The sequence below is a fragment of the Rhizobium sp. SVR5-9E genome, from assembly GCF_056755095.1.
This window is the reverse complement of the sequence record NZ_JBNDHS010000042.1, coordinates 1-26341: the sequence shown is the minus strand read 5'-3', so window position 1 is coordinate 26341 and position 26341 is coordinate 1. Positions and strand designations below refer to the sequence as shown.

At 62.0% G+C, this 26341-nt stretch carries 28 protein-coding genes, 2 tRNA genes and 2 pseudogenes; 13 read left to right on the top strand and 19 right to left on the bottom strand.

Going from position 1 to position 26341, the window contains the following annotated elements; all coding sequences use genetic code 11:
• Positions 1-13 precede the first annotated feature (13 nt).
• The 4 genes from ACPYOJ_RS19040 to ACPYOJ_RS19025 form a co-directional block, all read right to left on the bottom strand.
• Positions 14-901 carry an NUDIX hydrolase gene (locus ACPYOJ_RS19040; protein WP_481417648.1) on the bottom strand — a complete coding sequence of 296 codons (888 nt, stop codon included), beginning with the start codon at positions 899-901 and terminating at the stop codon, positions 14-16.
• 99 nt (positions 902-1000) lie between these two features.
• Positions 1001-1897, bottom strand: a complete 897-nt coding sequence (locus ACPYOJ_RS19035) for a LysR substrate-binding domain-containing protein (RefSeq protein WP_481417647.1) — start codon at positions 1895-1897, stop codon at positions 1001-1003.
• A 592-nt stretch (positions 1898-2489) separates the two neighbouring features.
• Positions 2490-3107: a glutathione S-transferase family protein gene (locus tag ACPYOJ_RS19030; RefSeq protein ID WP_481417646.1), complete on the bottom strand. Its 618-nt coding sequence runs from the start codon at positions 3105-3107 to the stop codon at positions 2490-2492.
• 82 nt (positions 3108-3189) lie between these two features.
• Complete coding sequence (locus ACPYOJ_RS19025) at positions 3190-3555, bottom strand: DUF4406 domain-containing protein (RefSeq protein ID WP_481417645.1); 366 nt, start codon at positions 3553-3555, stop codon at positions 3190-3192.
• Between the two features lie 119 nt (positions 3556-3674).
• Here ACPYOJ_RS19025 and ACPYOJ_RS19020 point away from each other — a divergent pair, with 119 nt between their 5' ends.
• On the top strand, positions 3675-4430 hold the full coding sequence (locus tag ACPYOJ_RS19020; protein ID WP_481417666.1) for a DeoR/GlpR family DNA-binding transcription regulator: 756 nt from the start codon (positions 3675-3677) through the stop codon (positions 4428-4430).
• Here the strand turns inward: ACPYOJ_RS19020 and ACPYOJ_RS19015 are convergent.
• From ACPYOJ_RS19015 to ACPYOJ_RS19005, 3 genes are all read right to left on the bottom strand, one after another.
• A complete protein-coding gene (locus ACPYOJ_RS19015; protein WP_481417644.1) occupies positions 4405-5154 on the bottom strand; it encodes a hypothetical protein in 750 nt (249 codons plus the stop codon). The genes ACPYOJ_RS19020 and ACPYOJ_RS19015 overlap by 26 nt on opposite strands.
• A gap of 141 nt (positions 5155-5295) precedes the next feature.
• A complete protein-coding gene (locus ACPYOJ_RS19010; protein ID WP_481417643.1) occupies positions 5296-6303 on the bottom strand; it encodes an asparaginase in 1008 nt (335 codons plus the stop codon).
• A 116-nt stretch (positions 6304-6419) separates the two neighbouring features.
• Positions 6420-7040: a helix-turn-helix transcriptional regulator gene (locus ACPYOJ_RS19005; RefSeq protein WP_481417642.1), complete on the bottom strand. Its 621-nt coding sequence runs from the start codon at positions 7038-7040 to the stop codon at positions 6420-6422.
• Between the two features lie 105 nt (positions 7041-7145).
• Here ACPYOJ_RS19005 and ACPYOJ_RS19000 point away from each other — a divergent pair, with 105 nt between their 5' ends.
• On the top strand, positions 7146-8579 hold the full coding sequence (locus tag ACPYOJ_RS19000; protein WP_481417641.1) for an MFS transporter: 1434 nt from the start codon (positions 7146-7148) through the stop codon (positions 8577-8579).
• Positions 8580-8594: 15 nt separating this feature from the next.
• On the opposite strand, the gene ACPYOJ_RS18995 is transcribed toward ACPYOJ_RS19000, so the two are convergent.
• The 4 genes from ACPYOJ_RS18995 to ACPYOJ_RS18980 form a co-directional block, all read right to left on the bottom strand.
• Positions 8595-9593 (bottom strand): NAD(P)H-quinone oxidoreductase, encoded by a 999-nt coding sequence (locus ACPYOJ_RS18995; RefSeq protein WP_481417640.1) that lies wholly within the window; start codon positions 9591-9593, stop codon positions 8595-8597.
• A gap of 78 nt (positions 9594-9671) precedes the next feature.
• A complete protein-coding gene (locus ACPYOJ_RS18990; RefSeq protein ID WP_481417639.1) occupies positions 9672-11477 on the bottom strand; it encodes a GGDEF domain-containing protein in 1806 nt (601 codons plus the stop codon).
• A gap of 142 nt (positions 11478-11619) precedes the next feature.
• On the bottom strand, positions 11620-11862 hold the full coding sequence (locus ACPYOJ_RS18985) for a ribbon-helix-helix domain-containing protein (protein WP_168828692.1): 243 nt from the start codon (positions 11860-11862) through the stop codon (positions 11620-11622).
• A 156-nt stretch (positions 11863-12018) separates the two neighbouring features.
• Positions 12019-12573 (bottom strand): HdeD family acid-resistance protein, encoded by a 555-nt coding sequence (locus tag ACPYOJ_RS18980; protein ID WP_481417638.1) that lies wholly within the window; start codon positions 12571-12573, stop codon positions 12019-12021.
• A 144-nt stretch (positions 12574-12717) separates the two neighbouring features.
• Between ACPYOJ_RS18980 and betI the strand changes: the two are divergent.
• From betI to betA, 3 genes and pseudogenes are all read left to right on the top strand, one after another.
• Positions 12718-13293 (top strand): annotated as a pseudogene (gene betI / locus ACPYOJ_RS18975) (transcriptional regulator BetI); the annotation flags it as partial.
• A gap of 196 nt (positions 13294-13489) precedes the next feature.
• Positions 13490-14953: a betaine-aldehyde dehydrogenase gene (gene betB, locus ACPYOJ_RS18970; RefSeq protein WP_481417637.1), complete on the top strand. Its 1464-nt coding sequence runs from the start codon at positions 13490-13492 to the stop codon at positions 14951-14953.
• A 159-nt stretch (positions 14954-15112) separates the two neighbouring features.
• Positions 15113-16762, top strand: coding sequence for a choline dehydrogenase (gene betA / locus ACPYOJ_RS18965; protein WP_481417636.1), 1650 nt, complete (start codon positions 15113-15115; stop codon positions 16760-16762).
• A 1-nt stretch (position 16763) separates the two neighbouring features.
• Here the strand turns inward: betA and ACPYOJ_RS18960 are convergent, their stop codons facing one another.
• Genes ACPYOJ_RS18960 through ACPYOJ_RS18945 form a run of 4 tightly spaced genes read right to left on the bottom strand, consistent with a single transcriptional unit; the run spans position 16764 to position 18278 of the window.
• Positions 16764-17129, bottom strand: a complete 366-nt coding sequence (locus ACPYOJ_RS18960) for a PIN domain-containing protein (protein WP_481417635.1) — start codon at positions 17127-17129, stop codon at positions 16764-16766.
• Entirely contained in the window at positions 17123-17353 is a 231-nt protein-coding gene (locus ACPYOJ_RS18955) for a ribbon-helix-helix domain-containing protein (protein WP_481417634.1), read from the bottom strand. Before ACPYOJ_RS18955 ends, ACPYOJ_RS18960 begins: the two co-directional genes overlap by 7 nt.
• Positions 17354-17392: 39 nt before the next feature.
• Positions 17393-17869: a DUF6644 family protein gene (locus ACPYOJ_RS18950; protein ID WP_481417633.1), complete on the bottom strand. Its 477-nt coding sequence runs from the start codon at positions 17867-17869 to the stop codon at positions 17393-17395.
• Positions 17870-17873: 4 nt separating this feature from the next.
• Positions 17874-18278, bottom strand: a complete 405-nt coding sequence (locus tag ACPYOJ_RS18945; RefSeq protein ID WP_481417632.1) for a DUF6152 family protein — start codon at positions 18276-18278, stop codon at positions 17874-17876.
• A 149-nt stretch (positions 18279-18427) separates the two neighbouring features.
• Between ACPYOJ_RS18945 and ACPYOJ_RS18940 the strand changes: the two genes are divergently transcribed.
• Positions 18428-19777 carry a chloride channel protein gene (locus ACPYOJ_RS18940; RefSeq protein ID WP_481417631.1) on the top strand — a complete coding sequence of 450 codons (1350 nt, stop codon included), beginning with the start codon at positions 18428-18430 and terminating at the stop codon, positions 19775-19777.
• Here the strand turns inward: ACPYOJ_RS18940 and ACPYOJ_RS18935 are convergent.
• Positions 19774-20223: an RrF2 family transcriptional regulator gene (locus tag ACPYOJ_RS18935; protein WP_481417630.1), complete on the bottom strand. Its 450-nt coding sequence runs from the start codon at positions 20221-20223 to the stop codon at positions 19774-19776. The genes ACPYOJ_RS18940 and ACPYOJ_RS18935 overlap by 4 nt on opposite strands.
• A 427-nt stretch (positions 20224-20650) precedes the next feature.
• Here ACPYOJ_RS18935 and ACPYOJ_RS18930 point away from each other — a divergent pair, with 427 nt between their 5' ends.
• From ACPYOJ_RS18930 to cysN, 3 genes are all read left to right on the top strand, one after another.
• Positions 20651-21391, top strand: a complete 741-nt coding sequence (locus ACPYOJ_RS18930) for a phosphoadenylyl-sulfate reductase (RefSeq protein WP_481417629.1) — start codon at positions 20651-20653, stop codon at positions 21389-21391.
• Positions 21392-21506: 115 nt separating this feature from the next.
• A complete protein-coding gene (gene cysD, locus ACPYOJ_RS18925; RefSeq protein ID WP_481417628.1) occupies positions 21507-22460 on the top strand; it encodes a sulfate adenylyltransferase subunit CysD in 954 nt (317 codons plus the stop codon).
• Position 22461: 1 nt separating this feature from the next.
• Positions 22462-23946 (top strand): sulfate adenylyltransferase subunit CysN, encoded by a 1485-nt coding sequence (gene cysN / locus ACPYOJ_RS18920; RefSeq protein ID WP_168828679.1) that lies wholly within the window; start codon positions 22462-22464, stop codon positions 23944-23946.
• 84 nt (positions 23947-24030) lie between these two features.
• Here the strand turns inward: cysN and ACPYOJ_RS18915 are convergent, their stop codons facing one another.
• Together ACPYOJ_RS18915 and ACPYOJ_RS18910 are read right to left on the bottom strand one after the other, a co-directional pair.
• Positions 24031-24192 carry a DUF3309 family protein gene (locus tag ACPYOJ_RS18915; RefSeq protein WP_481417627.1) on the bottom strand — a complete coding sequence of 54 codons (162 nt, stop codon included), beginning with the start codon at positions 24190-24192 and terminating at the stop codon, positions 24031-24033.
• A gap of 464 nt (positions 24193-24656) precedes the next feature.
• Positions 24657-24733, bottom strand: a tRNA-Pro gene (locus ACPYOJ_RS18910).
• 268 nt (positions 24734-25001) lie between these two features.
• On the opposite strand from ACPYOJ_RS18910, the gene ACPYOJ_RS18905 reads away from it, so the two are divergent.
• The 3 genes from ACPYOJ_RS18905 to ACPYOJ_RS18895 all read left to right on the top strand — a co-directional run bounded on the left by ACPYOJ_RS18905 (position 25002) and on the right by ACPYOJ_RS18895 (position 26030).
• A complete protein-coding gene (locus ACPYOJ_RS18905; RefSeq protein WP_168828677.1) occupies positions 25002-25415 on the top strand; it encodes a hypothetical protein in 414 nt (137 codons plus the stop codon).
• Positions 25416-25519: 104 nt separating this feature from the next.
• A complete protein-coding gene (locus tag ACPYOJ_RS18900) occupies positions 25520-25807 on the top strand; it encodes a BrnT family toxin (RefSeq protein WP_481417626.1) in 288 nt (95 codons plus the stop codon).
• On the top strand, positions 25773-26030 hold the full coding sequence (locus ACPYOJ_RS18895; RefSeq protein ID WP_481417625.1) for a BrnA antitoxin family protein: 258 nt from the start codon (positions 25773-25775) through the stop codon (positions 26028-26030). The genes ACPYOJ_RS18900 and ACPYOJ_RS18895 overlap by 35 nt, the downstream gene beginning before the upstream one ends.
• On the opposite strand, the gene ACPYOJ_RS18890 is transcribed toward ACPYOJ_RS18895, so the two are convergent.
• Positions 26031-26105, bottom strand: a tRNA-Gln gene (locus ACPYOJ_RS18890).
• A gap of 157 nt (positions 26106-26262) precedes the next feature.
• On the opposite strand from ACPYOJ_RS18890, the pseudogene ACPYOJ_RS18885 reads away from it, so the two are divergent.
• Positions 26263-26341 (top strand): annotated as a pseudogene (locus ACPYOJ_RS18885) (cupin); the annotation flags it as partial.

Genomic DNA, 26341 nt, shown 5'->3' with positions numbered 1-26341 from the left:
ATTCGAGATTATGTCAACCGCGGGAGAGTGGAAGTTTCGAGCCGGAGAGAGCGCGTTCTTCGAGAACGGCATGCCGGTAGCGGAACAGCTTTGCCGGGCGGCCGCCGGTTTCGCTGGCCATTTCGCCGGTTTCCTCGATCAATTGCTGCTGATCGATCAACCGGCGGAAATTCGGCTTGTGGAGGGTAAGCCCCGCCAGCGCCTCGACGCTGCGCTGAAGCTGCAGCAGGGTGAAGCTCTCCGGCATCAACTCGAAGACCACCGGGCGATACTTGATCTTCGCCCGAAGCCGGGCGATGCCGGTCGCAAGAATCCGCCTATGATCGGCAAACATCCGGCGCCCCGGGTTTTCGGCAGCCGTCGCGCCCGCCTCCGCCACCAGACCGGCCTCATACAAAAGCTCGTAGCGCTGCAGGGCGAGATCCTCGTTCCACACCGCGCCCTCCAGCCCGAAAGTAAAGGCGATCCGGCGCCTGCGGCGCTCCTGCCGGGCGGCATCCGTCGTTTCCCAGCACCGCAGCCGCTCGACGAGCGCATCGAAAACCGGCGGCTTGCCTTTGCGGTGGTCCTCCCACGGAAAATATTCGTACCAGCTATGCCAGCCCGGCGCCGGATGCTCCCGCACCAGCCCCAGATAGCTGATCGAGATCGTTCGCCCGCCCAAGATCTCGTTCTGCCGGTCGCGGTCGGCAAAGGTATAGAGCTGCTCAAGATAGCCGACGGGATGGGCCGTCTGCTCCTGGACCCATTCCCGCAGGCCGCTCTGCAGCGTGCGGTGGCCCATCTCGAAGGAACCGGAAGGCAGGGCGTCGCCGGTGCCGACCGTCATGACGCGTGGATCGTCATTGGTGACAGCGGCAAGGACGGCGATCAGTTCTGCGTGGGCAACGCCGATAGGCACTGTGGAATCTCATCCTCTGCGTGTGTGGTTGCTCGACAGCTTTGCCATAGGAGCCAAGCAAAGCCAATGGAGTGTTGAACGCACCAACCCTTGTGCTCCTCATGAAAAGAGCTTCAGCGTCCCGGCCATCTCCTCGCGAATCCAAGCCTTGAAATCTCTCACCTTCTTCGGCTCGCGCGCGCCCTCGGCGGTGATGAAATAGTGGCCGAAGCCGGTCTTGGCGCGGATGCCGAAGGGAGCGGCGAGCTGGCCGGCCTGCAGCGAATAATCTGCGAGGGTCTGCCAGGCGAGCATGACGCCCTGCCCGGCGATGGCCGCGTCGAGACAGAGCGAGGCGTCGTTGAAGACGTGGCGCGTTGCGAGCGTCGCGCCTTGGAGGCCTGCCTCGCGCATCCAGACGTCCCAGTTGAACATGGCGCGACCATCGATGACCGCCGGCAGCTTCAAGAGGTCCGCAGGCTCCTTCAGGTCCTGCGCCATCTGCGGCGCGCAGACCGGAAACACTTCCTGCGCAAGGAGCAGCTCGGCCCTGACGCCCGGCCACTGCCCCGCCCCGACGCGAATGCCGATATCGACATCGGAGGTCGAGGGATTGACGAGGTTCGTCGTCGCTTCCAAGCGCAGCTGAATGTCCGGGAAATGCGCGGCGAAGCGATCGAGCCGCCAGACGAGCCATCGGGCGGCAAAGACAGGGGCGACGGAGATCGTCAGGGTCGTGTCGTCCCTGCGCTGGGCGATCGACACGGCCTCCGACATGCGGGTCAGGCCGTCGGTCAATGCGGCCAGCACCGGCGCACCGGCTTCCGTCACGACCATGCCTTTCGGCGTTCGCTCGAAGATCACCCGGTCAAGCTGCCCTTCCGCCTTGATGACCTGCTGGCTGACGGCGCCGATCGAGACGCCAAGTTCCTCGGCGGCAAGCTGCAACGAGCCGAGACGCCCGACCGCCTCCAGCGCTCGCAGCCCGTTCAAATGCACGGAGTTCAGATTTCGCATATAGCTTTTCTATAGCGGATCACCGGTAATCTCAATTGAAAACATGGTTGAGCGGTCCGATATTGAGACCATGAACGTTAATCGGAGTTCCAGCACCGGCGAGACGGAGGCGTTGGTGCAATTCGGATTCCCGACCAGAAATCGAGCGAGGCATTGCCATGTCATTGCTAAAGTTTTTCTTGAGTGAGCCGCCTGGCCCAAGGCCCTTGGAGAATCAAGATCCGCTGTCGCATCCGGAAATCGCCGCAATGTCGCTGAGGCAGCTCGCCGACCTGCCCTCGATTTATCCCGCGCCGAAGCCGACGCGGAACGAGGGCCAGTCACTGCCGAGATGCGCGTGATTTCCGGGGGTTCTTTCCGCAAACAGGGCGCAAGGGGTTGTGGACTGCCGGACCCCGCTCTCCCTCATTCCTGTGCTTGTCACAGGAAGCCAGTCGCGCGCCATGTCTATGGCGCAGGAGACTCATTTGACGCCGCGGGAGAGTCATTCACGGCGCGGATGCGCCGTGGCTGGATTCCTGTGACAAGCACAGGAATGACGGCGTTGCAGGCAATATCAGCGGGAGAACATCTCCAGCGCTGAGGAACCCCGTCAGGCCTTTTCGATCGTCAGCGCCCGCTGCACCGCCGGGCGTTCCATCATGCTGGCGTAATGGGCCGTTGCTTTAGGGAAGCGCATCGGATCGACACCGTCACCGCGCAGCCAGCCCGTCATCGTAAAGAGATAGGGGTCGGCCACCGAATACTGCTCGCCCATGACCCAAGGTCCTGCGAACAGCTTCGCCTCGATCAGTTCGAAGCATTCCGTCATCGTCTGCGGCACCTTGGTCTTCATGGCTTCGTGGGCGGCCGGATCGTCCGCCCAGCGGCTGCCGCGGCGGCCATGCGCGTGGTTCACATGAACGGTGGAACAGATGTAGTTGTTGAACGCCTGCAGCCGGGCGAATTCGAACGGGTCGCCCGGTGCGAGCCCTGCGGCGGGTGCGATCTGTGCGATATAGGCGAGGATCGCCGGGCTCTCGGTCAGAACGCCGCGATCCGTCGCGAGCGCCGGAACCCGGCCCTTCGGATTGATCTGCAGGTATTCCGGCGAGCGCTGCTCATTATCCTTGAAACTGATCTTCCTTGCTTCATAGGTAAGACCCGCTTCCTCCAGAGCGATAAGGCTTGCAAGTGCACAGGTGCCCGGGGCGAAGTAGAACGTCAGCATGATCGACTCCCTTTTTGGGAGTTTTATAGCGCAACCGCGACTTGCCGCCTATGATGAAATGGGGCCGTTTCCGCCCCTCAGGTCAGGCCGCCTTGGCGCATCCCGGCACGTCTTCCAGCCTGTACCAGACGGGAATGCCACGCTCCCGGGCGATGCGGACATCATTATCCGCGCCCTTGGAATCGCCCGGCAGCCGCAACACCCCTTCGCAAAGCTGCAAGAGCCGGTGGGCGACGGGATGGAAGATTTCCTCGTAGAGATCGTCGCCGATCGACTTGCCGCCGGCGGCATTCCAGACCGGTAGTGCCACCCATTCGCCGATCATCGGCACATGGCCCGCCCTGAAGAGCGCGTAGGATGGTTCTTCCAGCCGCTTCAGGTTGGCCGCCATTCTTGCCGGATCGTCGCCGGTTCCGGACCTGTATGGCCCCGCAATCAAAATCAACATTGTCAGACTCCCTCACTCCCGGCCTCATGCACGGGACTTCACGATTTTGCGCGAATTTTCTTGAATGTCGAGTCATTTCGGGCATTATCATGCCGTTTCATGTAATCTCGTGCAGAGCGATGCTGACCACCCAACGCAAAAACTTGATCCTCGACATCCTGCGCCGCGACGGCCAGGTCATTGCCAAGCGCATTGCCGAGGATTTCGCGCTGTCCGAAGACACGATCCGGCGCGACCTGCGCGAGATGGCCGCGGAAGGACTGCTGAGGCGGGTCCACGGCGGCGCGATGCCGATTGCGCCGAACCTGCCGGATTTTTCGGCGCGGCGCAGCGTTGCGTCGGAGGCCAAGCAGCGGCTCGGCGCCAGGGCGGCGGAGATGGTGAAGGCGGGACAGATGATCTTCCTCGACGGCGGCACGACCACCGCGGAGGTCGCCCGGCATCTGCCGCGAGACATCGCCATTACCGTCGCCACGCATAGCCCGACGATCGCGGCGGAACTGGAGCATCACCCCTCTGCCGAGGTCATCCTGACAGGCGGGCGGCTTTACAAGCATTCGATGGTGGCGACCGGCGCGGCGGCCATGGCGGCGATCTCGCAGCTCCGGCCCGATATCTTCTTCCTCGGCGTGACCGCCGCCCATCCGGTGCACGGGCTGTCGACGGGTGATTTCGAGGAGGCGGCCATCAAGCGCCATATCGCCCATTGCTCGGCGGAAACACATGTGCTGCTGACCGAGGAGAAATTCGATCTCGTCTCGCCCTGCCCTGTGCTTGGCATTTCGGAGGTGGCGGGATTGATCGTTTCAGCGGGAATGCCGGAGGAGCGGCTTGCCCCATACCGGGCGCTCAACGCCGCAATCCTCGAAGCGTAAAGGTTGCGCCCAGCCGGGCGCGCAGCAGGGCGACGTCCTGCGGCAGCAGACTTGCGGCAAGGGCCGCCACGAAGATCGCGAGCACGACATAGGCTGGCGTCATACCGCCGGAGCCGAGATCGAGGATTGAGGCCAGGCGCGGCTGGACCGCGGCGATCGCGGACGCGATCCAGGGCATGCCGAGCATGCGTGCGGGAATGGCGCCGAAGCCTTCCGTCTCGGCGATTGCCGTGAGCACGCCGTAGGCGGCGGCAAGCCAGGTGACGGCCCGCAGCCAGGCCCATTGGCCGAAGGGAACGGTCTTCCCCTCTTCGAAGGGGATGACGAGATAGCCGCAGAACACGGTGACGAAGAGGAAGGCCGACGGGAGACCTTCCACGACCATTTCCGGCCGCAACTGACCCGTCCAGCCGGCGGCGAGAATGCCCGGGAAGGCCGCCGCTGCTGAAAACCAGATGAGCGCAACGAGCGCCCAGAGCCAGCTCGCCGAGAGATAGCGCAAGCGGGCGAAGGTGCAGAACACCATGATTGCCCCTGCAAGCCCGATGCCGGCAGGCTTTATCGCACCCGACATCGTGAGAGCGATCGGCCCGCAGGAGCCGGCGATCTCGGCGCAGCCAGATATCGCAACGACAGCCCAGGTGACGTACTCGAAGCACATCGAAAAGAACAGGAAGACCGCGACGGCGATCAGCATCCACCAGAGATAGCGGCCTGCAAACATATCCTGCCCTCATGGCACGGGTCGAACGTCGCGCCATGGTAGGATAAATGCGCCATTGCGCATCCACTCTCGCTGAATTTGGTTTAATGCATATTAGTAGTTACTGATTATCCACAATCGCCTGTGCCGCAACGGCACGGACTATGCGGAGAGCGCAGCCGTGACGCGAATATCGCCGACATGGATGCCGTTCCAATTGTGCATCGGCCTGACGGCCATCGCCATCAGCTTGGCGTGGACGTCGCTGCCTTTCTCGAAGAACCGGGCAAGGGCTGCGGCCACCATCGCCTCGGCGGCGCGGGTCGTTCCGTCCTCGCACTTCACAGCGATCGAAATTCCCTGCTCCGGAATTGCCGCGCAGAACACGCCTTCGGCGCCCGTCTTGCAGAAAATCTTGCCCGGCGCGATCTGCATCAGTTCCGTGCAGGCGCGGCCGGTACCGGCGACATAGAAGGGTTCGGCCATGCAGGCATCGAAAAGACGGCGCGAGGCCTTGGCGCGCAGCGGCTCGAGGCCATGGCCGGTTGCCATCTTGGCAAAACCATGCGCGAGGCCGCGCAGCGGCACGGCATAAGTCGGGATCGAACAGCCGTCGGTGCCGCAATTGTCGTGGCCGAGCACGGCGCCGGTGAGGCTTTCCATCGTCGCGCGGATTTCCCGCTGCAGCGGATGGTCGTAATCGATGTAACCCTTCGGATCGATATCCTGGTGGCAGCAGGCGCAGACGAAGCCCGCGTGTTTGCCGGAGCAATTGTTATGCAGCGACGTCGGCGCCTTTATCGTCCGCGCCTGATGGATGAGCGTCTTCTGGTCCGACGACCAGTGGGCCCCGCATTCCAGCGCCTCAACGCCGCGGCCGGCGCGCGCCAGCATGGAGGCGGCAAGCGCCACGTGCTCATCCTCACCGCTGTGCGACGCACAGGCGAGCGCGAGCTCCTTGTTGCCGAAGCCGTAGGCATCCGCGGCACCGCTTTCCACCAGCGGCAGCGCCTGCATGGCCTTGCAGGCCGAACGCGGGAAAACACCGGCTTCAATATCGCCGAGCGCAAAGACAATCCTGCCATCCCCGTCGACTGCGACCACCGCGCCGCGATGGCGGCTTTCGACGAGCGAGCCGCGTGTAACTTCGACAGTGACGGGATTGGACATGGGACAGAAATCCGGATCGATTTGGGGATGCCAAGGCATAGCGTCTTGCACCGATAAAGCAACGTCTTTTCGGCTGCGGGCGCGGCGCAATTGCATACCTTCTTGTGTCCGCGAGCCTAGTCGGCGCTGATCCGGTAAGCGCAGCGACGGGCGCCGGCGAGGATGTGCTCGGCGCGTTCGACCTTTGCATTAAGAATGCTGCGGAATGTCTCGAGCTCCGAGCGGCAGAAGCCTGCGCAGGCGGTGGCGGCAGCACAGATCGGGCAGTGGTTTTCGACAAGCATGAAGGAGCCGTCCTCTTCCATCCAGCTGTCGGCCATGTAGCCCTCTCGTGTCCGGATCGCCGCCAATTGGCGGACACGCGCGGCAAGATCGGATGCGGAGATTTCCTCGCGGTAGCGCTTCACCGTTTCGGTTTCGCGCGCGGAGATGACTGCGTCCAGCGCATCCTCGCCGAGCGTCCCGACGAGCGTGGTGAGAAGGGTTGCGGTCAATTCGGCATGGCCGTCCGGAAAGGTCTGGTGTCCTGCCGAGGTCAGCTGCCAGAGCTGCTTCGGCCTGCCGCGGCCGGAGCCCTGCTCCGCCACCGGCTCGGTGAGCCCCTCCTCTGCAAGCTTCGTCAACTGCTGCCGGGCAGCTTCGGAGGAAATGCCGAGATGCTCGCCGACGGCGACACCCAGTTGCGGGCCTTCGGTCTTCAGCAGAAGCAGGATACGGTTGGCAGGCGATTGACGCATCTATTTTTCCAAGTCATCGCTTGCTTTAAAGAGCCAAGCGTGTAATTTCCAACTTATAACTTGGAAAATAACGGCCCGCTAGAGAAAACATTTCGAGGCAATCTTATGAGCAGTGTCGATCAGACTGCCGCATCGCAGAACTCCGTATTTCAGCTTTTCACGCCGTCCCTGCTGCCGGCGACACTGATGCTCGGCGGCGGCGTGACGCTTTATGCGGTCGAGAGCTACATCACTGCCACCGTTGCGCCTTCGATCGTTCGCGATATCGGCGGGCTGCCGCTGCTTGCCTGGGTGACGACGCTTTATGTTGCCTCTGCCGTGCTCGGCTCGATCTTCGTCGCCATGCGGCCGCGCGGCATGGGTTTGCGCAGCGCCTATGTCTGCGGTGCCCTGATTTTCGGGACGGGCAGCCTCGTCTGCGCCGCCGCACCGGTCATGGAAGTGGTCCTCGCCGGGCGCACCGTGCAGGGCTTCGGCGCCGGGATTCTCGCCGCCCTTGCCTATGCCTTCGTCCGCTTTGCCTATCCCGAGCCGCTCTGGCCGAAGGCATCCACCCTCTATGCCGCGATCTGGGGTGCTGCGACCCTGCTGGGTCCCAGTGCGGGCGGCCTGTTTTCGGAAGGGAGTGCCTGGCGATACGCCTTCATCATCCTCGTGCCGCTCGGTCTCCTGATGGCGGTTCTTGCACCATGGCTGCTGCCGAAGGCGACGGATGACCGTGCACATGGCAAGACGCCGATCCTGCAGATCTGCCTGCTTCTTGCCGCTGTGCTTCTCGTCAGCATCGCAGGCACGGTCGAGCATACCGGGACGAAGGCCGCGCTGATTGCCCTCTCCGTCATCGCCATTTCGCTGATGCTGGTGACCGAACGGCGCGGCACCAACCGGCTTCTGCCGACCGGCGCGGTCACGCTCGCAAAGCCGGTCGCGCGCGTCTATCTCACCATGTTCGCGCTGCTGCTGGTGCTCACCAGCGATATCTATATTCCCTACTTCCTGCAGGTTCTGCATGGCGTGACGCCGCTGGTCTCGGGGTATCTCACCGCGCTTGTCGCCCTCGGCTGGACGCTTGCCGCCTTCTTCAGCGCCTCCTTCACGGGCAGGCGCGCCAGCAATGCGATTATCGCCGGATGCATCGTCGAGGCGCTGGCCACGGTAGGCCTTGCGATCTTCCTTGCGCGGGACAATCAGGTTGCAAGCCTCGCCATTCTCGGGCCGGCAGCCGTCGCTATGCTGTTGATGGGCTTCGGCGTCGGGCTCGGATGGGCGCATCTGGTCACGAAGGTGCTGCGCCTTGTCAGCAGCGCCGAACAGGACAAGGCATCGGCGGCGATCTCGACCGTGCAATCGCTTGGCAGCGCCTTCGGCGCGGCGATCGCAGGCGTCATCGCCAACGGTACCGGGCTCGTCACGCCCGGCGGCGTTGCCGGCAGCATCTCGGCAGCGCACTGGCTCTATGCCCTGATGGCACTTCCCGGCCTCATCGCCATCGCAGCGTCCTTGACCCTCTCGTCGTCCACCGAACGGCAGGCCCGGTGAGCGACGTGCGAGCGGTCACAGACGCAGCATGATCTTGCCGATGTGACCGCTCGTTTCCATCAGCTTGTGAGCCTCGACGACATCCTCGAAAGCGAAGGTCTTGTGGATGACGGGGGCAAGCTTTCCGGTTTCGAGAAGCGGCCAGACCTGGGAGAGAAGATCGTCGCGGATGGCGCGTTTTTCTTCGGCCGTGCGTGGGCGCATCGTGGAACCGGTGACCGTGAGACGCTTGACCATGATCGGCGTGAGATTGACCTTCTCGGCCATCGCTCCCCCGAGGAAGGCGATGATCGACAAGCAGCCATCCTTGGCAAGCGAGGCGATGTTCTTGTCGAAATAGGCAGCGCCGATCATGTCGAGCACGATGTCGACGCCCTGACCGCCGGTTTCGGCCTTGATGACTTCGGCGAAATCTTCGGCCTTGTAGTTGATGGCCCGCTTGGCGCCGAGCTTTTCGCAGGCTTCACATTTCTCTTTCGAACCTGCGGTCGCATAGACCTCGGCGCCGAAGGCGCGGGCGAGCTGGATCGCCGTGGTGCCGATGCCGCTGGAGCCGCCGTGGATGAGGACGCTTTCGCCTTCCGTCAGGCCCGCCATCTGGAAGAGATTGGCCCAGACGGTGAAGAAGGTTTCGGGAAGAGCTGCGGCCTTCACCGCATCGTAGCCTTTTGGAAACGGCAAGACCTGGCCGGCCGGCAGCAGGCAATATTCGGCATAGGCGCCGCCATTGGCGAGGCCGCAGACCTTGTCGCCGACCGAATATCCGGTAACACCCGGGCCGACGGCCGCCACTTCACCGGCGAGCTCGAGGCCAAGAATGGGGCTTGCATCCTTCGGCGGCGGGTAAATCCCCTGGCGCTGCGCGACATCCGGGCGGTTGACGCCGATCGCCTGCGCGCGGACGAGGATCTGCCCCTCGCCCGGCACCGGGATGGGTCCGGCCGATATCTTAATGACCTCAGGCGCGCCAAAGCTCGGGAGATCGACGAAACGCATGTTGGTTGGCAGTGGCATAACCGGTCTCCTCTTCTGCGATAGCGCAGGAGATAATTCAGCGGCCGGTGCTTGGAAAGAAGGGAAGTCGCAGAGGCGTCAATTCGCCTCGCCTAGCCGATGGAGGAGCAGCCCGTCGGCGCTCTCCTTCGCTTCGGCCTTGATGTGCGCAATTTCGGCGCTGACCCGGTTGATGTCGTCGATCACCAGACCCTTTGGCAGCTCAAGCACGCCGATCGAGCAACGCATCAGCGGGAAAAGCGCCTCGGTGCCGGAACGGTCGTGGCCCCGGATGCGGCCGGCTGCACGGTCCTCGTCGGAGTAGAGATCGAGCACGTCTTCGTGGAAATCGCTGATGAGGCGATCGAGGATCTCCGTCAGTTCCTCCTTCGTCCAGCCGACGACGCCGATAAAGAAATCATCGCCGCCGACATGGCCGAGGAAATGCCGCTCGGCGAAGAAGTAACGGCGCATCAACGCGGCAAAGAGCGAGATCGCATGATCGCCGAGATGGAAACCGTAGGCGTCGTTGAACGGCTTGAAATTATCGAAGTCGCAATAGCAGAAATGCCGCACGTCATCGCCATCGAGACCGGATTGGCGCATGAAATCGAGGATCGCGCGGTTGCCCGGCAGGCCGGTCAGCGGGTTCTGATCCTGCGCCGTCTTCAACTGCTTCTCGTTCATGATCTTGATGAGCGAGGCGGCGGAGACGACGCCGGCATAGCGCATGTTGTCCGTCAGGATCAGGCAGTTGCCGCCCTCCATATTGGCGAAGATCGCCATCAGCCGCTCAGCGTCCGAATCGAGACCCACAATGGGCGCCATCTCGACGAAGTGCGAAACCGTGCGCTCATAGACCTTGTTCTTCAGGAGATCGCGGCCGAAGGGCTGGTAGATATATTCCTTCAGGTGATGCTCATGGATGATGCCGCGAGGCTCGCCATTGGCGTTCAGGACCGGGAAGAAGGCCTGCCGCGGATTGCGGCGAAAGAGCTCGAAGACCGTATCGATGCTGTCGTTCTCATAGACCGTCGGCAGCATCTCGATCTGCTTGCGGATGAGGATTTCGTCGAGCGATTGCGTGTTGCGCTTGCTGTTGCCAAGCTCCTGCAGATGCGGAAACGACCACACGAGTTCGGACGTATGCGTCGTCGGCCGTGCAATGAACCAGCCTTGGACGAGATCGACGCCATATTCGCGGCAAGCGAGGAACTCCGCTTCGGTTTCGATGCCTTCGGCGATCACCCGGGTGCCAAGCACATGGGCGATGTTGACGATGTTCTTTAGGAGATGACGCTTGCGCGGCTTGCGGTCGATATCGGCGACGAAGTGGCGGTCGATCTTGAGATAGTCGACGGCATAGTCGCACAGCAGCTTCATTTCGCCGTGGCCGACGCCGAAATCGTCGATCGCCAGCTTGAAGCCGGTCTTGCGGAGCTTGCAGACCAGCGCCTCGAATTCGGGCACGCGGGTATTGTCGAAGCGCTCCGAGAATTCGAAGCAGACCGAAGACGGCGGGATATTGGCGGCTTTCAGATGCTGCAGAAGGCTTTCAATCAGGCAATCGCCACGCGCGATCAGCCGAACGTCGAGGTTCAGGAACAGGGTCGAGCTGGCGTAGTTGCCCAGGGTCGCGAACTTCGCGAGCGCGCGGCTGGCCACCATCTGCTCCAGATTGAGAAGCTGGTTGGCGCGGTGCGCCTCATCGAGCAGCTCAACGGGAGACTCGAAACCGATGCGTTCCTGCCCGCGCATGAGGGACTCATAGCCGAAGACGGTGCCCGTACCGGCTTCGACAATGGGCTGGAAGGCATTTTCGATGACGAGTTTTGCAAGGGTAACGAGCTGATCGCTGGCGTAGCGGCGCAACACACCCGGCTCCACGGCGGCAACCACAGACATTGCCCTTTTCTCCACTGTAAGCTGTTGTTTTCAGTGAAGATGACCAGGAAGGGTCAATGAACCCTTTCGCGAATGTGAAACTTCTGTGAAGATAGTTGATCGGAACGAGCGAGCGGTCCCGCCCGCGCGATCAACGGCCTATTCAAGCCGAGCGCCGACGTTCAGCCTCGTGATCGGCAAACATATCGGCGACACAGCGGCTCTCGCTGGTCCGGTTTTCTTCCGTCAATTCATCATCGCGGCATTCTGCCAGCTTGCGGGCGGCATCCCACAGGCGCAGCGCTTCACGGACCACCTCGCTGCTTGACGCATAGCCGCCGCTCTCGACGGCATCGCGGATGCCTGCTGCCTGAACCGGTGAGATGGAAACTGTGACCATTGGCATGAAATTTCTCCCTTCGTTTTTGGGCAGAACCTGCCCTACGCGGGATGCATGACCAGTCATGACATCTTTTCCGGCATGTCGTCTGCCGGTGTCTTAGTACTTCAGTTTTAGTCCGGCATCACATACTTGTCAAAAAAGAAACATTGCGTGAGCACGTCATGGCGCGCTTCTGACGCCGACACCGAAGGCCAGCATTGTCCAGCCCTGGAGAATGAGATCGACCGCCAGGAAAAGGCCGAGGACCCACAGACTGTTTACCGGCCAACCGAGCGCGATGACGACGCCTGCAAGCGCCGTAATCACACCGCTTGCCACGATCCAGCCCCAGCCCTTGAGGGGCTTCATGCGCCGGCCGATAAAGACGCGAAATACGCCGGCGATCAGCAGAGCGATCGCAAGAAAGAGCGTCAGTGCGGCGGAGGCAAGGATCGGATTGATGAAGGCGAATATGCCTGCGAGCACGTAAAGCACGCCGCTCAACGCCCAGAAAAGGATGTGTTCCCAGCCGCGCACCTGAAAGGCATGGACGAGATAGAGGACCCCGCCGAAAAGCATCAGCATCCCGACATAGTAGACTGATGCCACCGTGGCGAGAAGCAGGTTGCCGAGCGCGACCATCCCGCAGATCAAGAGCAGCACCCCGAGACCCACGAACCATATCCATTTCGACTGCAGCGACGGCGACGGCTCTCCATTGAAGACCTCAGCCATGAGCGCACCTCCTGATGGTCGTAGATATGCTGCAGATTCCCGCACCGAAAAGGACCCGCACGGGCTAACACTCGTCAGAAGATTTTTATTGATTGATCAGTCAATCAAAAATAAGATGTCTGAATTGCTGGAGTAGGCCGCACTATGCCGAAAGTCGGAATGGAACCTCTGCGCCGCAAGGCGCTTGTCGATGCTGCGCTGCGGGTGATTGGCGATCACGGCTCGCTGAGCGTCACCATGTCTGAAATCGCCCGTCATGCCGGCGTCTCGCCGGCGCTTGCGCATCACTATTTCGGCAGCAAGGAACAGCTGCTGATCGAGACCATCCGCTCTCTTCTAAAGCAACTGCGCGACGACGCGGTGACGGCGCTGAAGGCGGCGGGTGCGCCGCGCGAGAAGCTGTCCGCCGTCATTCGCGTCAGCTTCCAGGCCGACCAATTTGCGCCGGCGACGATCGCCGCCTGGCTTGCCTTTTATGCCGAGGCGCAGCGTTCCGAAGAGACGCGGCGCTTCCTCGTCATCTATGCCCGCCGCCTGCGGTCGAACCTGCTTGCCAATCTGAAGGCGCTCTGCCCGGCCGATGCCGCAGAGCGCATTGCCGAAGGCGCGGCTGCGATGATCGATGGGCTCTATATCCGCCAAAGTCTGAGGTCTGCGCCCGTCAGTATCGAGGCATCGATCGGGCTGACTGAGGATTATGTGAGTGCGCTATTAGCGGCCGCTCCCACTTCTCCCCAGCGGGGAGAAGATGTCCGAAGGACAGATGAGGGGGTGAGCGACGCAGGAGCGAACGGCCGCAAGGCCGAGACTGCAGCCCCCTCATCCCCGGTGCAACTTTTGCACCTGAGCCCTGCAGGCCACCTTCTCCCCGAGGGGAGAAGGGACGACCACCTCAAGCCATCCAAGGACAATTGACATGAAAGCCCAGCCGAAAGCATCGCACTTCATCGACGGCGAATATGTCGAGGATGAAGCGGGCAGCGTCATCGAGAGCATCTATCCGGCGACCGGCGAGGTAATCGCCAGGCTGCATGCCGCAACGCCCGCGATCGTCGAGAAGGCGATCGCCGCGGCCAAGCGGGCTCAGCCGGAATGGGCGGCCATGAGCCCGACCGCACGCGGCCGGATCCTGAAGCGTGCCGCCGACATCATGCGCGAGAAGAACCGCGAGCTTTCGGAGCTTGAGACGCTCGACACCGGCAAGCCGATCCAGGAAACCATCGTCGCCGACCCGACATCGGGCGCCGACAGTTTCGAGTTCTTTGGCGGCATTGCGGCGACGGCGCTGAACGGCTCCTATATCCCGCTCGGCGGCGATTTCGCCTATACGAAGCGCGTGCCGCTCGGCGTCTGCGTCGGCATCGGCGCCTGGAACTATCCGCAGCAGATCGCCTGCTGGAAGGGCGCGCCGGCGCTCGCCGCCGGCAACGCCATGGTCTTCAAGCCTTCGGAAAACACGCCGCTCGGCGCGCTTGCCATCGCCGAAATCCTGCATGAGGCGGGCCTGCCGAAGGGGCTCTTCAACGTCATCCAGGGCGATCGCGACACCGGGCCGCTGCTCGTCAACCATCCGGACGTGGCGAAGATATCACTCACCGGCTCTGTGCCGACAGGCCGCAAGGTCGCTGCCGCCGCCGCCGCCAACCTCAAGCATGTGACGATGGAGCTCGGCGGCAAGTCACCGCTGATCGTCTTCGACGACGCCGATCTCGAAAGCGCCATTGGCGGGGCGATGCTCGGCAACTTCTATTCGACCGGCCAGGTCTGCTCGAACGGCACGCGCGTCTTCGTGCAGAAGAAAGTCAAGGACGCATTCCTGAAACGGCTGAAGAGCCGCACCGAGGCGATCGTCATCGGCGATCCGATGGACGAGGCCACGCAGCTCGGGCCGATGGTTTCCTGGGCGCAGCGCCAGAAGGTGCTGTCCTACATCGAGAAGGGCAAGGCGGAGGGCGCGCGGTTGATTACCGGCGGCGGCCTTCCGAACAACGTCTCCGGCGAGGGCTACTATGTGCAGCCCACCGTTTTCGCGGATGTCACCGACAATATGACCATCGCTCGCGAGGAGATTTTCGGGCCGGTCATGTGCGTGCTCGATTTCGAGGACGAGGCGGAGGTGATCGACCGCGCGAATGCCACCGAATTCGGCCTTTCGGGCGGCGTCTTTACTGCCGACCTCACCCGCGCTCACCGCGTCGTCGATCAACTGGAGGCCGGGACACTGTGGATCAACACCTACAATCTCTGCCCGGTGGAAATCCCCTTCGGCGGCTCCAAGCAATCGGGCTTCGGACGCGAGAATTCGGCAGCCGCACTGGAGCACTATTCGGAGCTGAAGACGGTCTATGTCGGCATGGGGAAGGTAGAGGCGCCGTATTGAAGCTTTGAGATGAAGACCCCCTCATCCGCCCTTTGGGCACCTTCTCCCCGAGGGGAGAAGGGGACATGAGGCGGGCGCGGCAAATCCCTTCGCCCCTCGGGGAGAAGGTGGCGGCAGCCGGATGAGTGGGCCGCCCGGACGAACCTAAAAGAGAGACCTATGCAAGCAGATTTCGTCATCATCGGCTCCGGATCGGCAGGTTCCGCCCTCGCCTACCGTCTCTCGGAAGACGGCAAGAACACCGTGATCGTCATCGAGGCGGGCGGCTCCGATTTCGGGCCGTTCATCCAGATGCCGGCCGCCCTTGCCTGGCCGATGAGCATGAAGCGCTACAACTGGGGCTATCTCTCCGAGCCCGAGCCGAACCTCAACAACCGGCGCATCACCGCGCCGCGCGGCAAGGTGATCGGCGGCTCCTCATCGATCAACGGCATGGTCTACGTGCGCGGCCACGCCGACGACTACAACCGCTGGGAGGAACTGGGGGCCAACGGCTGGGCCTATGCGGACGTGCTGCCCTATTTCAAGCGCATGGAACATTCTCGCGGTGGCGAGGACGGCTGGCGCGGCACCGACGGCCCGCTGCATGTGCAGCGTGGCGGCTTCCGCAATCCGCTGTTCCGCGCCTTCATCGAGGCCGGCAAGCAGGCAGGTTTCGAGGCGACGGAGGATTATAACGGCTCGAAGCAGGAAGGCTTCGGGCTGATGGAGCAGACCATCTTCGGCGGCCGTCGCTGGTCTGCAGCCAGCGCCTATCTGAAACCGGCGCTGAAGCGTCCGAATGTGGAGGTCGTCTATGGTCACGCCCACAAGGTGGTGATCGAGAATGGCCGGGCTGTTGGCGTCGAGATCGAGCGCGGCGGCAAGGTCGAGGTGATCAAGGCGAACCGCGAGGTGATCGTCTCCGCCTCCTCCTTCAACTCACCGAAGCTCTTGATGCTGTCAGGCATCGGCCCGGGCGCGCATCTTCAGGAACACGGCATCGACGTGAAGGCTGACCGGCCGGGCGTCGGCGCCAATCTGCAGGACCACATGGAATTCTATTTCCAGCAGGTTTCGACCAAGCCCGTCTCGCTCTATTCCTGGCTGCCGTGGTTCTGGCAGGGTGTTGCGGGCGCGCAATGGATGTTCACAAAGTCCGGGCTCGGCACCTCGAACCAGTTCGAGGCCTGCGCCTTCCTGCGCTCAGCGGCCGGCGTCAAGCAGCCTGACATCCAGTATCACTTCCTGCCGGTCGCAATCAGCTATGACGGCAAGGCGGCGGCCAAGAGCCACGGCTTCCAGGTGCATGTCGGCTACAATCTCTCGAAGTCGCGCGGCAACGTCACACTGCGCTCCTCGGACCCGAAGGCCGACCCGGTCATTCGCTTCAACTATATGAGCCACCCGGAAGACTGGGAGAAGTTCCGTCACTGTGTGCGCCTCACCCGCGAAATCTTCGGCCAGAAGGCCTTCGACCAGTATCGCGGACCGGAGATCCAGCCGGGCGAGAACGTGCAGACCGACGAGCAGATCGACGCCTTCCTGCGCGAGCACCTGGAAAGCGCCTACCACCCCTGCGGCACCTGCAAGATGGGTGCCAAGGACGATCCGACGGCGGTTGTCGATCCCCAGACGCGTGTCATCGGCGTCGACGGCTTGCGTGTCGCCGACAGCTCGATCTTCCCGCACGTGACCTACGGTAATCTCAATGGTCCCTCGATCATGACCGGCGAGAAGGCGGCCGACCATATCCTCGGCAGGCAGCCGCTGCCGCGCTCCAACCAGGAGCCATGGATCAATCCGCGCTGGGCGGTGAGCGACCGGTAGTTCAACGCAGATAGGGGACGCGGATGCCGGGATGGGTCGCCGGAAAGTCCTTGGTGTTACGCGTCACCAGGAGCAGAGAATGGGTATCGGCGGTGGACCAGATGATCGCGTCCGGCAACTTGATCCGATGAAGCTGCCTTAAGCGGACAGCACCTTCTGCAACGGCATTGTCAACCGCAATGATCTTGAAGCCGTTCAGGAAGCCCCGCGTCGCCGCCTCGACCTCAGGAGCAGCGCCAATCAAGACCTCCATCCACGAGATGATGCTGATTGCGCGACGTTCATAGCGGCTAAGCTCGTCGCGGGCCTCCGGGATGGCGTTCAGGTAATCGATAAGGATGTTCGTATCGAAGAGTGCTTTCACCATTCGCTTCGTATTTTATCCTGGTACTCGAGCCCATCGACCGTTCTGTTGCCCCAGAGCCCGAACGCCTCTGCCTCTTTGATACGATCATGGCGATTCAGGAAGTCGCTCAAAGCCTTACGGATAAGCGAAGCGCGAGAAACGTTCTCGCTCTTGGCCATTTCATCCAGAGCTTTCAGTTCAGACTCACCAATGTCAATCAGAGTTCGCATGAGGATCACCGTCATTCTGATATATGATATGTATATCATGACGCAAAAACAAGTCTAGATAAAGCCGATCCAGCGCCCGGCGACGACGGCTGCGAGCCACGTCACGGCCGATATCAGGGCGCCGATACACAAGCGCGCCGCCGTGACGGCTCCGGCAACCGCCTTTCGCCATGCATGTCCGGCGTGCACGATGCCGGCGTTCAAAACACCGAGGGCGAGCAGCCCGAGCTTCGCAAGAAACGCCGGGTTTTGAGCATATTCCATCGGCCGGACGCTGAAGAGGCAGAAGCCTGTGACCATCGCGGCGGCGAGGCCGATTGCCGCCGCGCGCGACAGGAAGGGACCGATCACCGCAAGCGGCACCGACGGAAAAAAGCCCACCAGCCTCAGATCGAGCGGCAGGATCGCGCCGATCAGCAAGCCGATGGACAGAATATGGGCGGCGTTGACGAACATGTAGAGGATCGCCGAGCGCCGCAATGCGACCGCGAGCGGCGTAGCCGTCAGCCATTCCAGAAGGTCGATCGCCATGCGGTCAATTCGTCTGGATTCGCTCGGGATAGATATCGTAGCGCTTCCCGGCGACGGTGATCCGCACCGCTTTCATGCGTTTTTCATTGGCATCCAGCGAGCGGTTTCCGATGGCAATGATCGGATCGCCCTTTTTCGCGGAGCCCTCGACGAAGCCGGAGCGCTCTGTCTGGCGCGGATTGGCGAGTTCGACGCGCCAGAGGCCGTCGTTGGCGGTCGCAACGTCAAGTGACGGATGCGGACCGCCCATGGAGACCGTCTCAACCGTCCCTCTCAACTCAATCTGCTCGGCCTCCGCCCATGACCAGCCGTGATGAGCTGCAGCACCGGTTGCGAAGGCCGCCGCCAGGATTGCGCCGAACACTATCTGCTTTGTGGATATGATCTGCCTCGTGGATACGACACGCATTTCCATTCTCCCTACCCTGGTGAACAGGTCCGAATTGGCGCGCGGCAACTGCTTTCAAGGGTATTTCACCAAATCTTGAAGCGAGGGGTGATTTCATGTGCGCAATGGCGTTAGAACTCATGCGTAGTCTCGCTCATTGAAGTGTCGAAATGCCCGCCTCCTATCGAAAGTCCAAGCTTTTCCGCCGCTCCCGCGTTTTCTGGGGCTCGTTTTCGCTCTGGCGCCCGCGGCTGGTCTTCTGGTGCGGCGCGCTGGCGATCGGCGTGATCAGCGTTGGCTTTGCCGAGCTCGCAGACTTGGCACAGAATGCGTTCACCGGGATCACATCTGCAGGCAAATGGACTTACCTTTTGCCGCTCGTTCTCTCGCCGTTCGGCTTCATGCTGTCCGCCTATCTTGCGGCAACGCTCTTTCCCAATTCGCAGGGCAGCGGCATTCCGCAGGCGATCGCCGCCCGGCACTTGAGGGATGAGGAGGATCGCACCCGGCTGCTTTCCCTGCGGATCGCTTTCGGCAAGATCCTGCTGACCGTGCTCGGGTTGTTCTGCGGCGCTTCGATCGGCCGTGAAGGGCCGACGGTGCAGGTCGGCGCTTCTATCATGCTGGCGGTTGCCCGCTTCGGCGGCATGGCGCAGGCGCGGGGCCTCATCCTTGCTGGTTCGGCGGCGGGCATTGCGGCGGCCTTCAACACACCGCTTGCCGGTATCGTCTTCGCCATCGAAGAGATGGGCCGCACCTACGAGTCGCGAGCGAACGGCCTCGTGCTGACCGCCGTCATCCTCTCCGGGCTTGCCGCGCTCGGGCTTGCAGGCAGCTACAATTATTTCGGCGAAGCATCTGCGGCGCCCGCGGACCTGCGCGACTGGGGCCTTATTTTCGTTTGCGGCATCGGTGGGGGTGCGCTCGGTGCGGGCTTCAGCGGCTTTGCGCTGCATTTCGGCCAGCGCATCCGCCGCTGGGCGCACCCCCAGCCTCTTAAGCGCATGCTGGCGCTTGCGGGCATCTGCGGGCTTGCGGTTGCGGTCATCGGCATCGCATCCGGCGGCGCAACCTTCGGCACCGGCTACGTGCAGGCCAAGGGCGCCGTCGAAGGGCAAGCGCTCCCTTTGCTCTTCTTCATCGAAAAGCTCGCCGCCAGTTTCCTATCCATGATGTCCGGCATTCCGGGCGGTATCTTCGCACCGTCGCTGGCGGTCGGCGCGGGTTTCGGCAGCACGGTCGGTTCGCTGCTCGGAACGAGCATCGCGCTTGCGGCAATCCTCGGCATGGCCGGCTATTTCTCGGGCGTGGTGCAGGCGCCGATGACGGCTTTCGTCATCATCCTAGAAATGACGGGTGACCATCAGGCCGTCATCCCAATCATGGCCGTCTCGATGATCGGCTACGTGACGTCGCGTGTCCTGTCCAGAGAACCCTTGTATCACGGGCTTTCGCGGGTCTTCATTGCCGCGGCCATCAGGGCCCGGCGAGCCGTGGAGAAGGAAGAGGCGGCAGGCTAGGCGAGAAGCCGGGCGACTTCCACGACCTTGGTGGGCGCGGCGACCGCATCGGCGATTGTCGTCGAGAACAGCACCTTGCGCGTCGCATCAGCGACCTTGGCGAAGACGTGGCGGATTTCGCAATTCTGCTCGCCGTCGCAATCGTCGCATTTGCGGTAAGCGGTGATCGACAGGCACGGCAGCGGCGCGATCGGGCCGTCGATGATGCGAAGGACTTCGCCGAAGGTGATCATGTCGGCCGGTTTCAGCAGCAGGTAGCCTCCCGCCTTGCCGCGGCGGCTCGCCACGATGCCCTGATGCTTGAGATCGAGCAGGATCTGCTCGAGAAACTTCTTCGGAATCTTTTGCTGCGCTGCGATGTCCGAAATCATGACGGGTTCGCCGGCATCGGCTTCGGCCAATGCCGTGAGCGCCCGGAGCGCGTATTTTGCCTTCTGCGTAATCATTTTGGACTCGTTACACACACGAGCGATGCGACTCGCCGCACCGCTTCTCGAGCTTGCCTGCACTCTATTGCACAACCAGCATGAACGGAATTTGAACGCGCCGGCGAAAGTCTTTGAGACACAAGCGTTTTTGGCCTTGTTTTCCCCTCGAGGCCAATAGATGGAATTCTACGTCAAAATTGCGCCATCCGCATCTTTTTCGCCATCACTTCAGATTTCGAATTGACAGGCCGCGTGTGTAACCCTACTAAATTTATAGAGATTAAGGCTGCGCCAGCGGATGGTCGGTGCGGCGCTGCTGCTTTTCTGCATTGCAGCGGCTTCGGAGAGATATTTGCTCCCGCATGCGCCGCTTTCGAAATCCGTTTTTCTGTCCGATCCCTCCTCAAGCTGCGATACTCCGGCCAACATCGAGACAGGATCCCCCATGACTGTTGTGAATATCATCGAAGAAGCCGAGGCGCTGAATGCCAAGCTCGCCGCCCTCGACCTTGCCGGACGACTGTCGCTCGTCGCGGGTCTTGGTGGCCGCGCCGTTTTCACGACTTCACTCGGTATCGAGGACCAGGTGATCTCGGCTGAAATCGGCAATCATCGCCTGCCGATCGAAGTCGTGACCTTGCAGACCGGCCGCCTCTTCCCGGAGACGCTGGCGCTGATCGACGAGACCGAAACCCAGTACGACATTCGCATCCGCCGCTACGAGCCGGAACAGGCCGATATCGACGCCTACGCTGCGAAATATGGGCTGAACGGCTTTTACGAGAGCGTCGAAGCCAGGCATGCCTGTTGTGCCGTGCGCAAGCTGAAGCCGCTTGCGCAGGCGCTGGCAGGCGCAACGATCTGGATCACCGGCCTTCGCCGCGGCCAGTCGGCGAACCGCGCCGAAACGCCGTTTGCCGAATACGACGCCGAGCGCCATCTCCTGAAGATCAACCCGCTTGCCGACTGGGACATCGCCAATATCAAGTCCTACGCCGCAGACAACAGCGTGCCGGTGAACCCATTGCATGCCCGCGGCTATCCTTCGATCGGCTGCGAGCCCTGCACCCGCGCCATCAAGCCCGGCGAGCCGGAACGTGCCGGCCGTTGGTGGTGGGAACAGGATGAAAAGCGTGAATGTGGCCTGCACGTTGCCGAAGAGGCCGTGCAGCCCGCTCAACAGTAACCCGCCGGTTTCCGGATCAGCAAAAAGCGCGATCTTGCGGCCAGCTTCGGGAACCGAGGCGAGACAAATTCATTCCGGATGCCTGCCGCCGCGAATGACGACATTGGAGTAGGAAATGCCCGACACCCGTCCGGATACGGAACTCAACAATCCACAGAGCGCCAAACCGCCGCTCGATCCGCACCTGAAGGCTCTTGAAAACGAGTCGATCCATATCTTCCGCGAGGTAGCGGCCGAATTCGAACGTCCGGTGATGCTCTATTCGATCGGCAAGGATTCGTCCGTGCTGCTGCATCTCGCGCGCAAGGCTTTCTATCCGGGCCGCGTGCCCTTCCCGCTGCTGCATGTGAACACCGGCTGGAAATTCCGGGAGATGATCGCATTTCGCGACGAGACCGCGAAGAAGTACGATCTGGACCTGATCGAGCACATCAACCCGCGCGGCGCCGCCGAAGGGATCACCCCCTTCACGCACGGCTCCGCGGCCTTTACCGACATCATGAAGACCGAGAGCCTGCGCAAGGCGCTCGACGCGGGACAGTTCGACGCCGCCTTCGGCGGGGCGCGCCGCGACGAGGAGGCAAGCCGCGCCAAGGAGCGGATCTATTCCTTCCGCACGCCGGACCATCGCTGGGATCCGCGCAATCAGCGCCCGGAACTCTGGAACGTCTATAACGGCCAGATCCGCAAGGGCGAGAGCGTGCGCGCCTTCCCGCTCTCCAACTGGACCGAGGTCGATATCTGGCGCTACATCCAGGCGGAAGACATCCCGCTGGTGCCGCTCTACTACGCAAAGAAGCGCCCCTTCGTGGAGCGTGACGGCATGATGATCCTTGCGGAGGATCCGCGCCTCGAACTGTTGCCCGGCGAAGTCCGCCAGGAAGGCATGATCCGCTTCCGCACGCTCGGCGACTTCCCGCTGACGGGGGCGATCCGCTCGACCGCCACCACCCTTGAAGACGTCATAGCGGAGCTGGAAATCGCCACGGTTTCCGAACGCCAGGGCCGCGCCATCGACCGCGACCAGTCCGGCTCCATGGAAAAGAAGAAGCGTGAAGGATATTTCTGAGATGACCGCAGCAGTACCTGCAACCGCCGTCGCCCTGCCCGCCGCCGAGCCGCTGAAGGCTGCGCGCGACTCGCGACCGTTGCGCCTCCTCACCTGCGGCAGCGTCGACGACGGCAAATCCACGCTGATCGGCCGCCTGCTCTGGGACACGAAAGCCGTCAAGGAAGACCAGGCCGCAACGCTTCAGCGCGATTCCACCGGCAAGCAGAACGATCTCGGCCTGCCCGACTTCGCGCTTCTCCTCGACGGCCTGCAGGCCGAGCGCGAACAGGGGATCACGATCGACGTCGCCTACCGCTACTTCGCGACCGACAAGCGCTCCTTCATCGTCGCCGACACGCCCGGCCACGAGCAGTACACCCGCAACATGGCAACCGGCGCTTCAACCGCGGATCTCGCCGTGCTCCTGGTCGATGCCCGCGCCGGCATTCTGGAGCAGACGCGCCGCCACGCGACGATCGCCTCGCTCCTCGGCATCAAGCAGTTCGTGCTGGCGGTCAACAAGATCGACCTGACCGGCTACGACCGTGCTGGGTTCGAGAAGATCACCCACGAGTTCAAGGAGTTCGCTCTCTCGCTCGGGGTCAAGCAGATCACCGCGATCCCGATGTCGGCGCTGAAGGGCGAAAATGTCGTCTATTCCGGTCAGGCCGCCATGCCCTGGTACACGGGTCCGACGCTGGTCGAGACGCTTGAGCTTGCAACCGTCCGCTCCTCGCAGACGGTCGGCTTCCGCCTCTCCGTGCAGCGCGTTTCGCGCCCCGGCGAAAGCTTCCGCGGCTACCAGGGCACCGTTGCCGGCGGCTCGGTGAAGCCGGGCGACAGCGTCATGATCCTGCCGTCGGGCATGGTCGCCAACGTTTCCAAGATCGTCACCTTCGATCTGGTGCGCAACGCGGCGGTCGCAGGCGATGCGATCACCCTGGTGCTCGATCGCCAGGTCGACGTCGCGCGCGGCGACATGATCGTCTCGATCGACGCGCAGCCGCAGACCGGTCTCTCCTTCGACGCGCACATCGTCGCGCTGCAGCCGGAAGGCATCGAGGCGGGAAAGCGCTACTGGCTGAAGAGCGGCAGCCGCCGCCAGCGCGTGCAGGTGCAGCCGCTCAGCCAGCTTGAGCTGAAGACCGGTGCCTGGAACCCGGCCGAGAGGCTTTACATGAACGCGATCGGCAAGGTGCGCCTTGCCTTTGACGAAGCCGCGATCTTCGATCCCTACGATCAGAACCGTTCCACCGGCTCCTTCATCCTCATCGATCCGGATACCAACAACACGGTCGCCGGCGGCATGGTGACTAGCAAGCGCTCGGAACTCGGCGGTCTTCATGCCGGCGACGCGCGCGTCATCCTCTCGCTGCCCGCCGATCTCGCCGACCAGATCATGGCCAGCGAACTCTTCGCCAACCGCCGCGACGAAGCCCACGTGCACCGGATGACGGCCGCGGAGGCGGCGGAACTCTGGAAGAACGCCGCAAGCGATATCTGAATGTGATCAAGGGGCCGAAAGGCCCCTTTTTCGTCGCGTCGCAGCGCGCGCGATGAGGCGCGCCGCAGTAAGCAACGCCTTCACTTATATCCGCCTCAAACTGATCAGCACGAGGACAATGGCCAGCAGGAGCAGAGCGACGCTTGATGGGCCATAGCCGAACCCGCGCGTCGCCATGTAGGGCCAATATGGTAGGGCGCCGAACATGACGACTATCAGGACAACAAGCAGGATCGTGCGCAGCATTTCATCCTCCTCAGTTCAACTGAATGCGCCTCAACTCACGTTCCTCGGCAGCGGCGATGTGCTGCCTTGCTCATGAACTGCCTATATCATCGCGCCGCGTTGCTCGCCATGGTGCAGACAATCTTGCGGCGGCCGTACCGACAATACAGCGATTTTTACTAGGATTCCGGGCAATCGAATATCGAGTTACTATAAGTCGATATTCACGTCGATCGAGTGAATACTCGCCCTAGTGATCTTGGGTGGAGTCTTCGTGTTCGGCGTCGGCAGCGCGCGGGACAAGATTCATAAGGTCTCAAGTCTGAAAACCGCCCATACGCACATGCTAGTCCGAGCTCCAACAACAGGCAGCGAACGCGTTATAACTGCTCCAACGGTCCGCGATCGGTCCGTTGTCACGAAATGGTTTTTTCGGAGAAAGGTTCTTTCGGGATGCAAGCCCTGAAAAACAAAGGCTTTTCGGCTGGTCGGAGTGGAGTGATTCGAACACTCGACCCCCACGTCCCGAACGTGGTGCGCTACCAGACTGCGCTACACTCCGTGACCAGCGGCGCCTCTATAGACCGGCCCATCCCGTTGCGCAAGCACCAAATTTCAAAAACCGGCGGCATTTTTTTACAGTGGCGTGACGGCACTCGAGCGCGTGAAAACTGCAACAAAAAGCCACACCCGCAGCAAATTTCGCAATTGCGAAGCAGAGGCAATTTTCTTTTGCCGGGTTCCGCGCTAAAGGGCTCGCGGGACACGCGGAAACCGTTGGCCAGCAATGGTTTGCGCCCTCAATGCGCAATAAATTCAGGGACGATTAAATGACACTCCGCACCATTGCCGCGGCCGGGCTTGCCATTGCGCTTGCCGGCTGCACGACCATACCTTCTGCAAGCGATCCTATTTCAGCCCGCTGGGTCGGCCAGTCGGCCGGCAAGTTCTTCGCCGCCTACGGCCCGCCGATCGCCGACACCGAAGACGGCTCGGCCACCGTTTACACCTGGAAGGGCGGCTACAAGACCGTTCGCGTCCCGGCTAAATATGAGGATGGCGAAAACGGCAAGCGCGGCAGGCAGGTCAGTGCCGCCCGCACGCTCTACCTGCGCTGCCAGGCCCAGGTCACCACCGATTCCAGCTATACGATCCGCAGCATCCGCACCATGGGCGACATCCCGGGCGAAAACAGCAAATCCTACTGCGGGGAATTTTTGGCGCCGGCGCAGCCGGGGCAGTGATCCGGGCTAAAGCTTCGATTTGAGACGGGCGGCCGAAAGGCCGCCTGTTTTTGTTTGTGCCACCCCTTTCTCGTACATACAATTTGTTATAACATCCAAATCGCATGTTCGAATGGGATGAAGGCAAAAACCTCAACAATATCGGCAAGCACGGCGTGAGCTTCGAGACAGCCAGCCGGATTTTCGAAGGTTTCGTCTTCACGGTGACCGACAGCCGTTTCGATTACGGCGAAGTTCGCGAGATCAGCATCGGCGCAATCGGTAATCTGGCCGTTCTCACCGTCGTCCATACCGACCGAGATGGCCGGAAGAAGATTATATCTGCGCGACCGGCCAGCCGCTCCGAAAGGAAACGTTATGAAGACGAAATACAAAAAAGAACTGAGCGCTGAGGAACTCGCCGCTCTCCGCGACGAGGATATCGACTTCAGCGATATTCCAGAGCTGGACGAAAACTTCTGGCGCGAGGCGCGGCTTGTCGAGCCGGACCGCACGCAGCCGGTCACGATCCGCGTGAAGAAATCAGTGCTGGATACCTATAAGTCGCTCGGCAAAGGTTATCAGACCCGCATGAACGCCGTGCTGGAATCATATGCCAAGACGCTGAAGAAGTAATGGCTGGGGCGCCAGGATTCGAACCTGGGAATGCCGGTACCAAAAACCGGTGCCTTACCGCTTGGCGACGCCCCACCAGAGCATGAGAGCGGAATCCCGCTTGCCGAAGCGACGCCTGATTAGCAAAGGTCCGGCTGCCTCACAATCACTAACTTGCGCCTTAAGCCATATTTCTGTGCGCTATCGGCCGTGCTAGGTCTGGGCCTGCGCTATCCAAGCCGACGGAGAGATAATGAGCCAGTACCGCGCCCGCCCGCCTGCCCTTGCCACGCTTCTTCTCGACGATGCCGTGGTGCGCATCACGCGCTGGG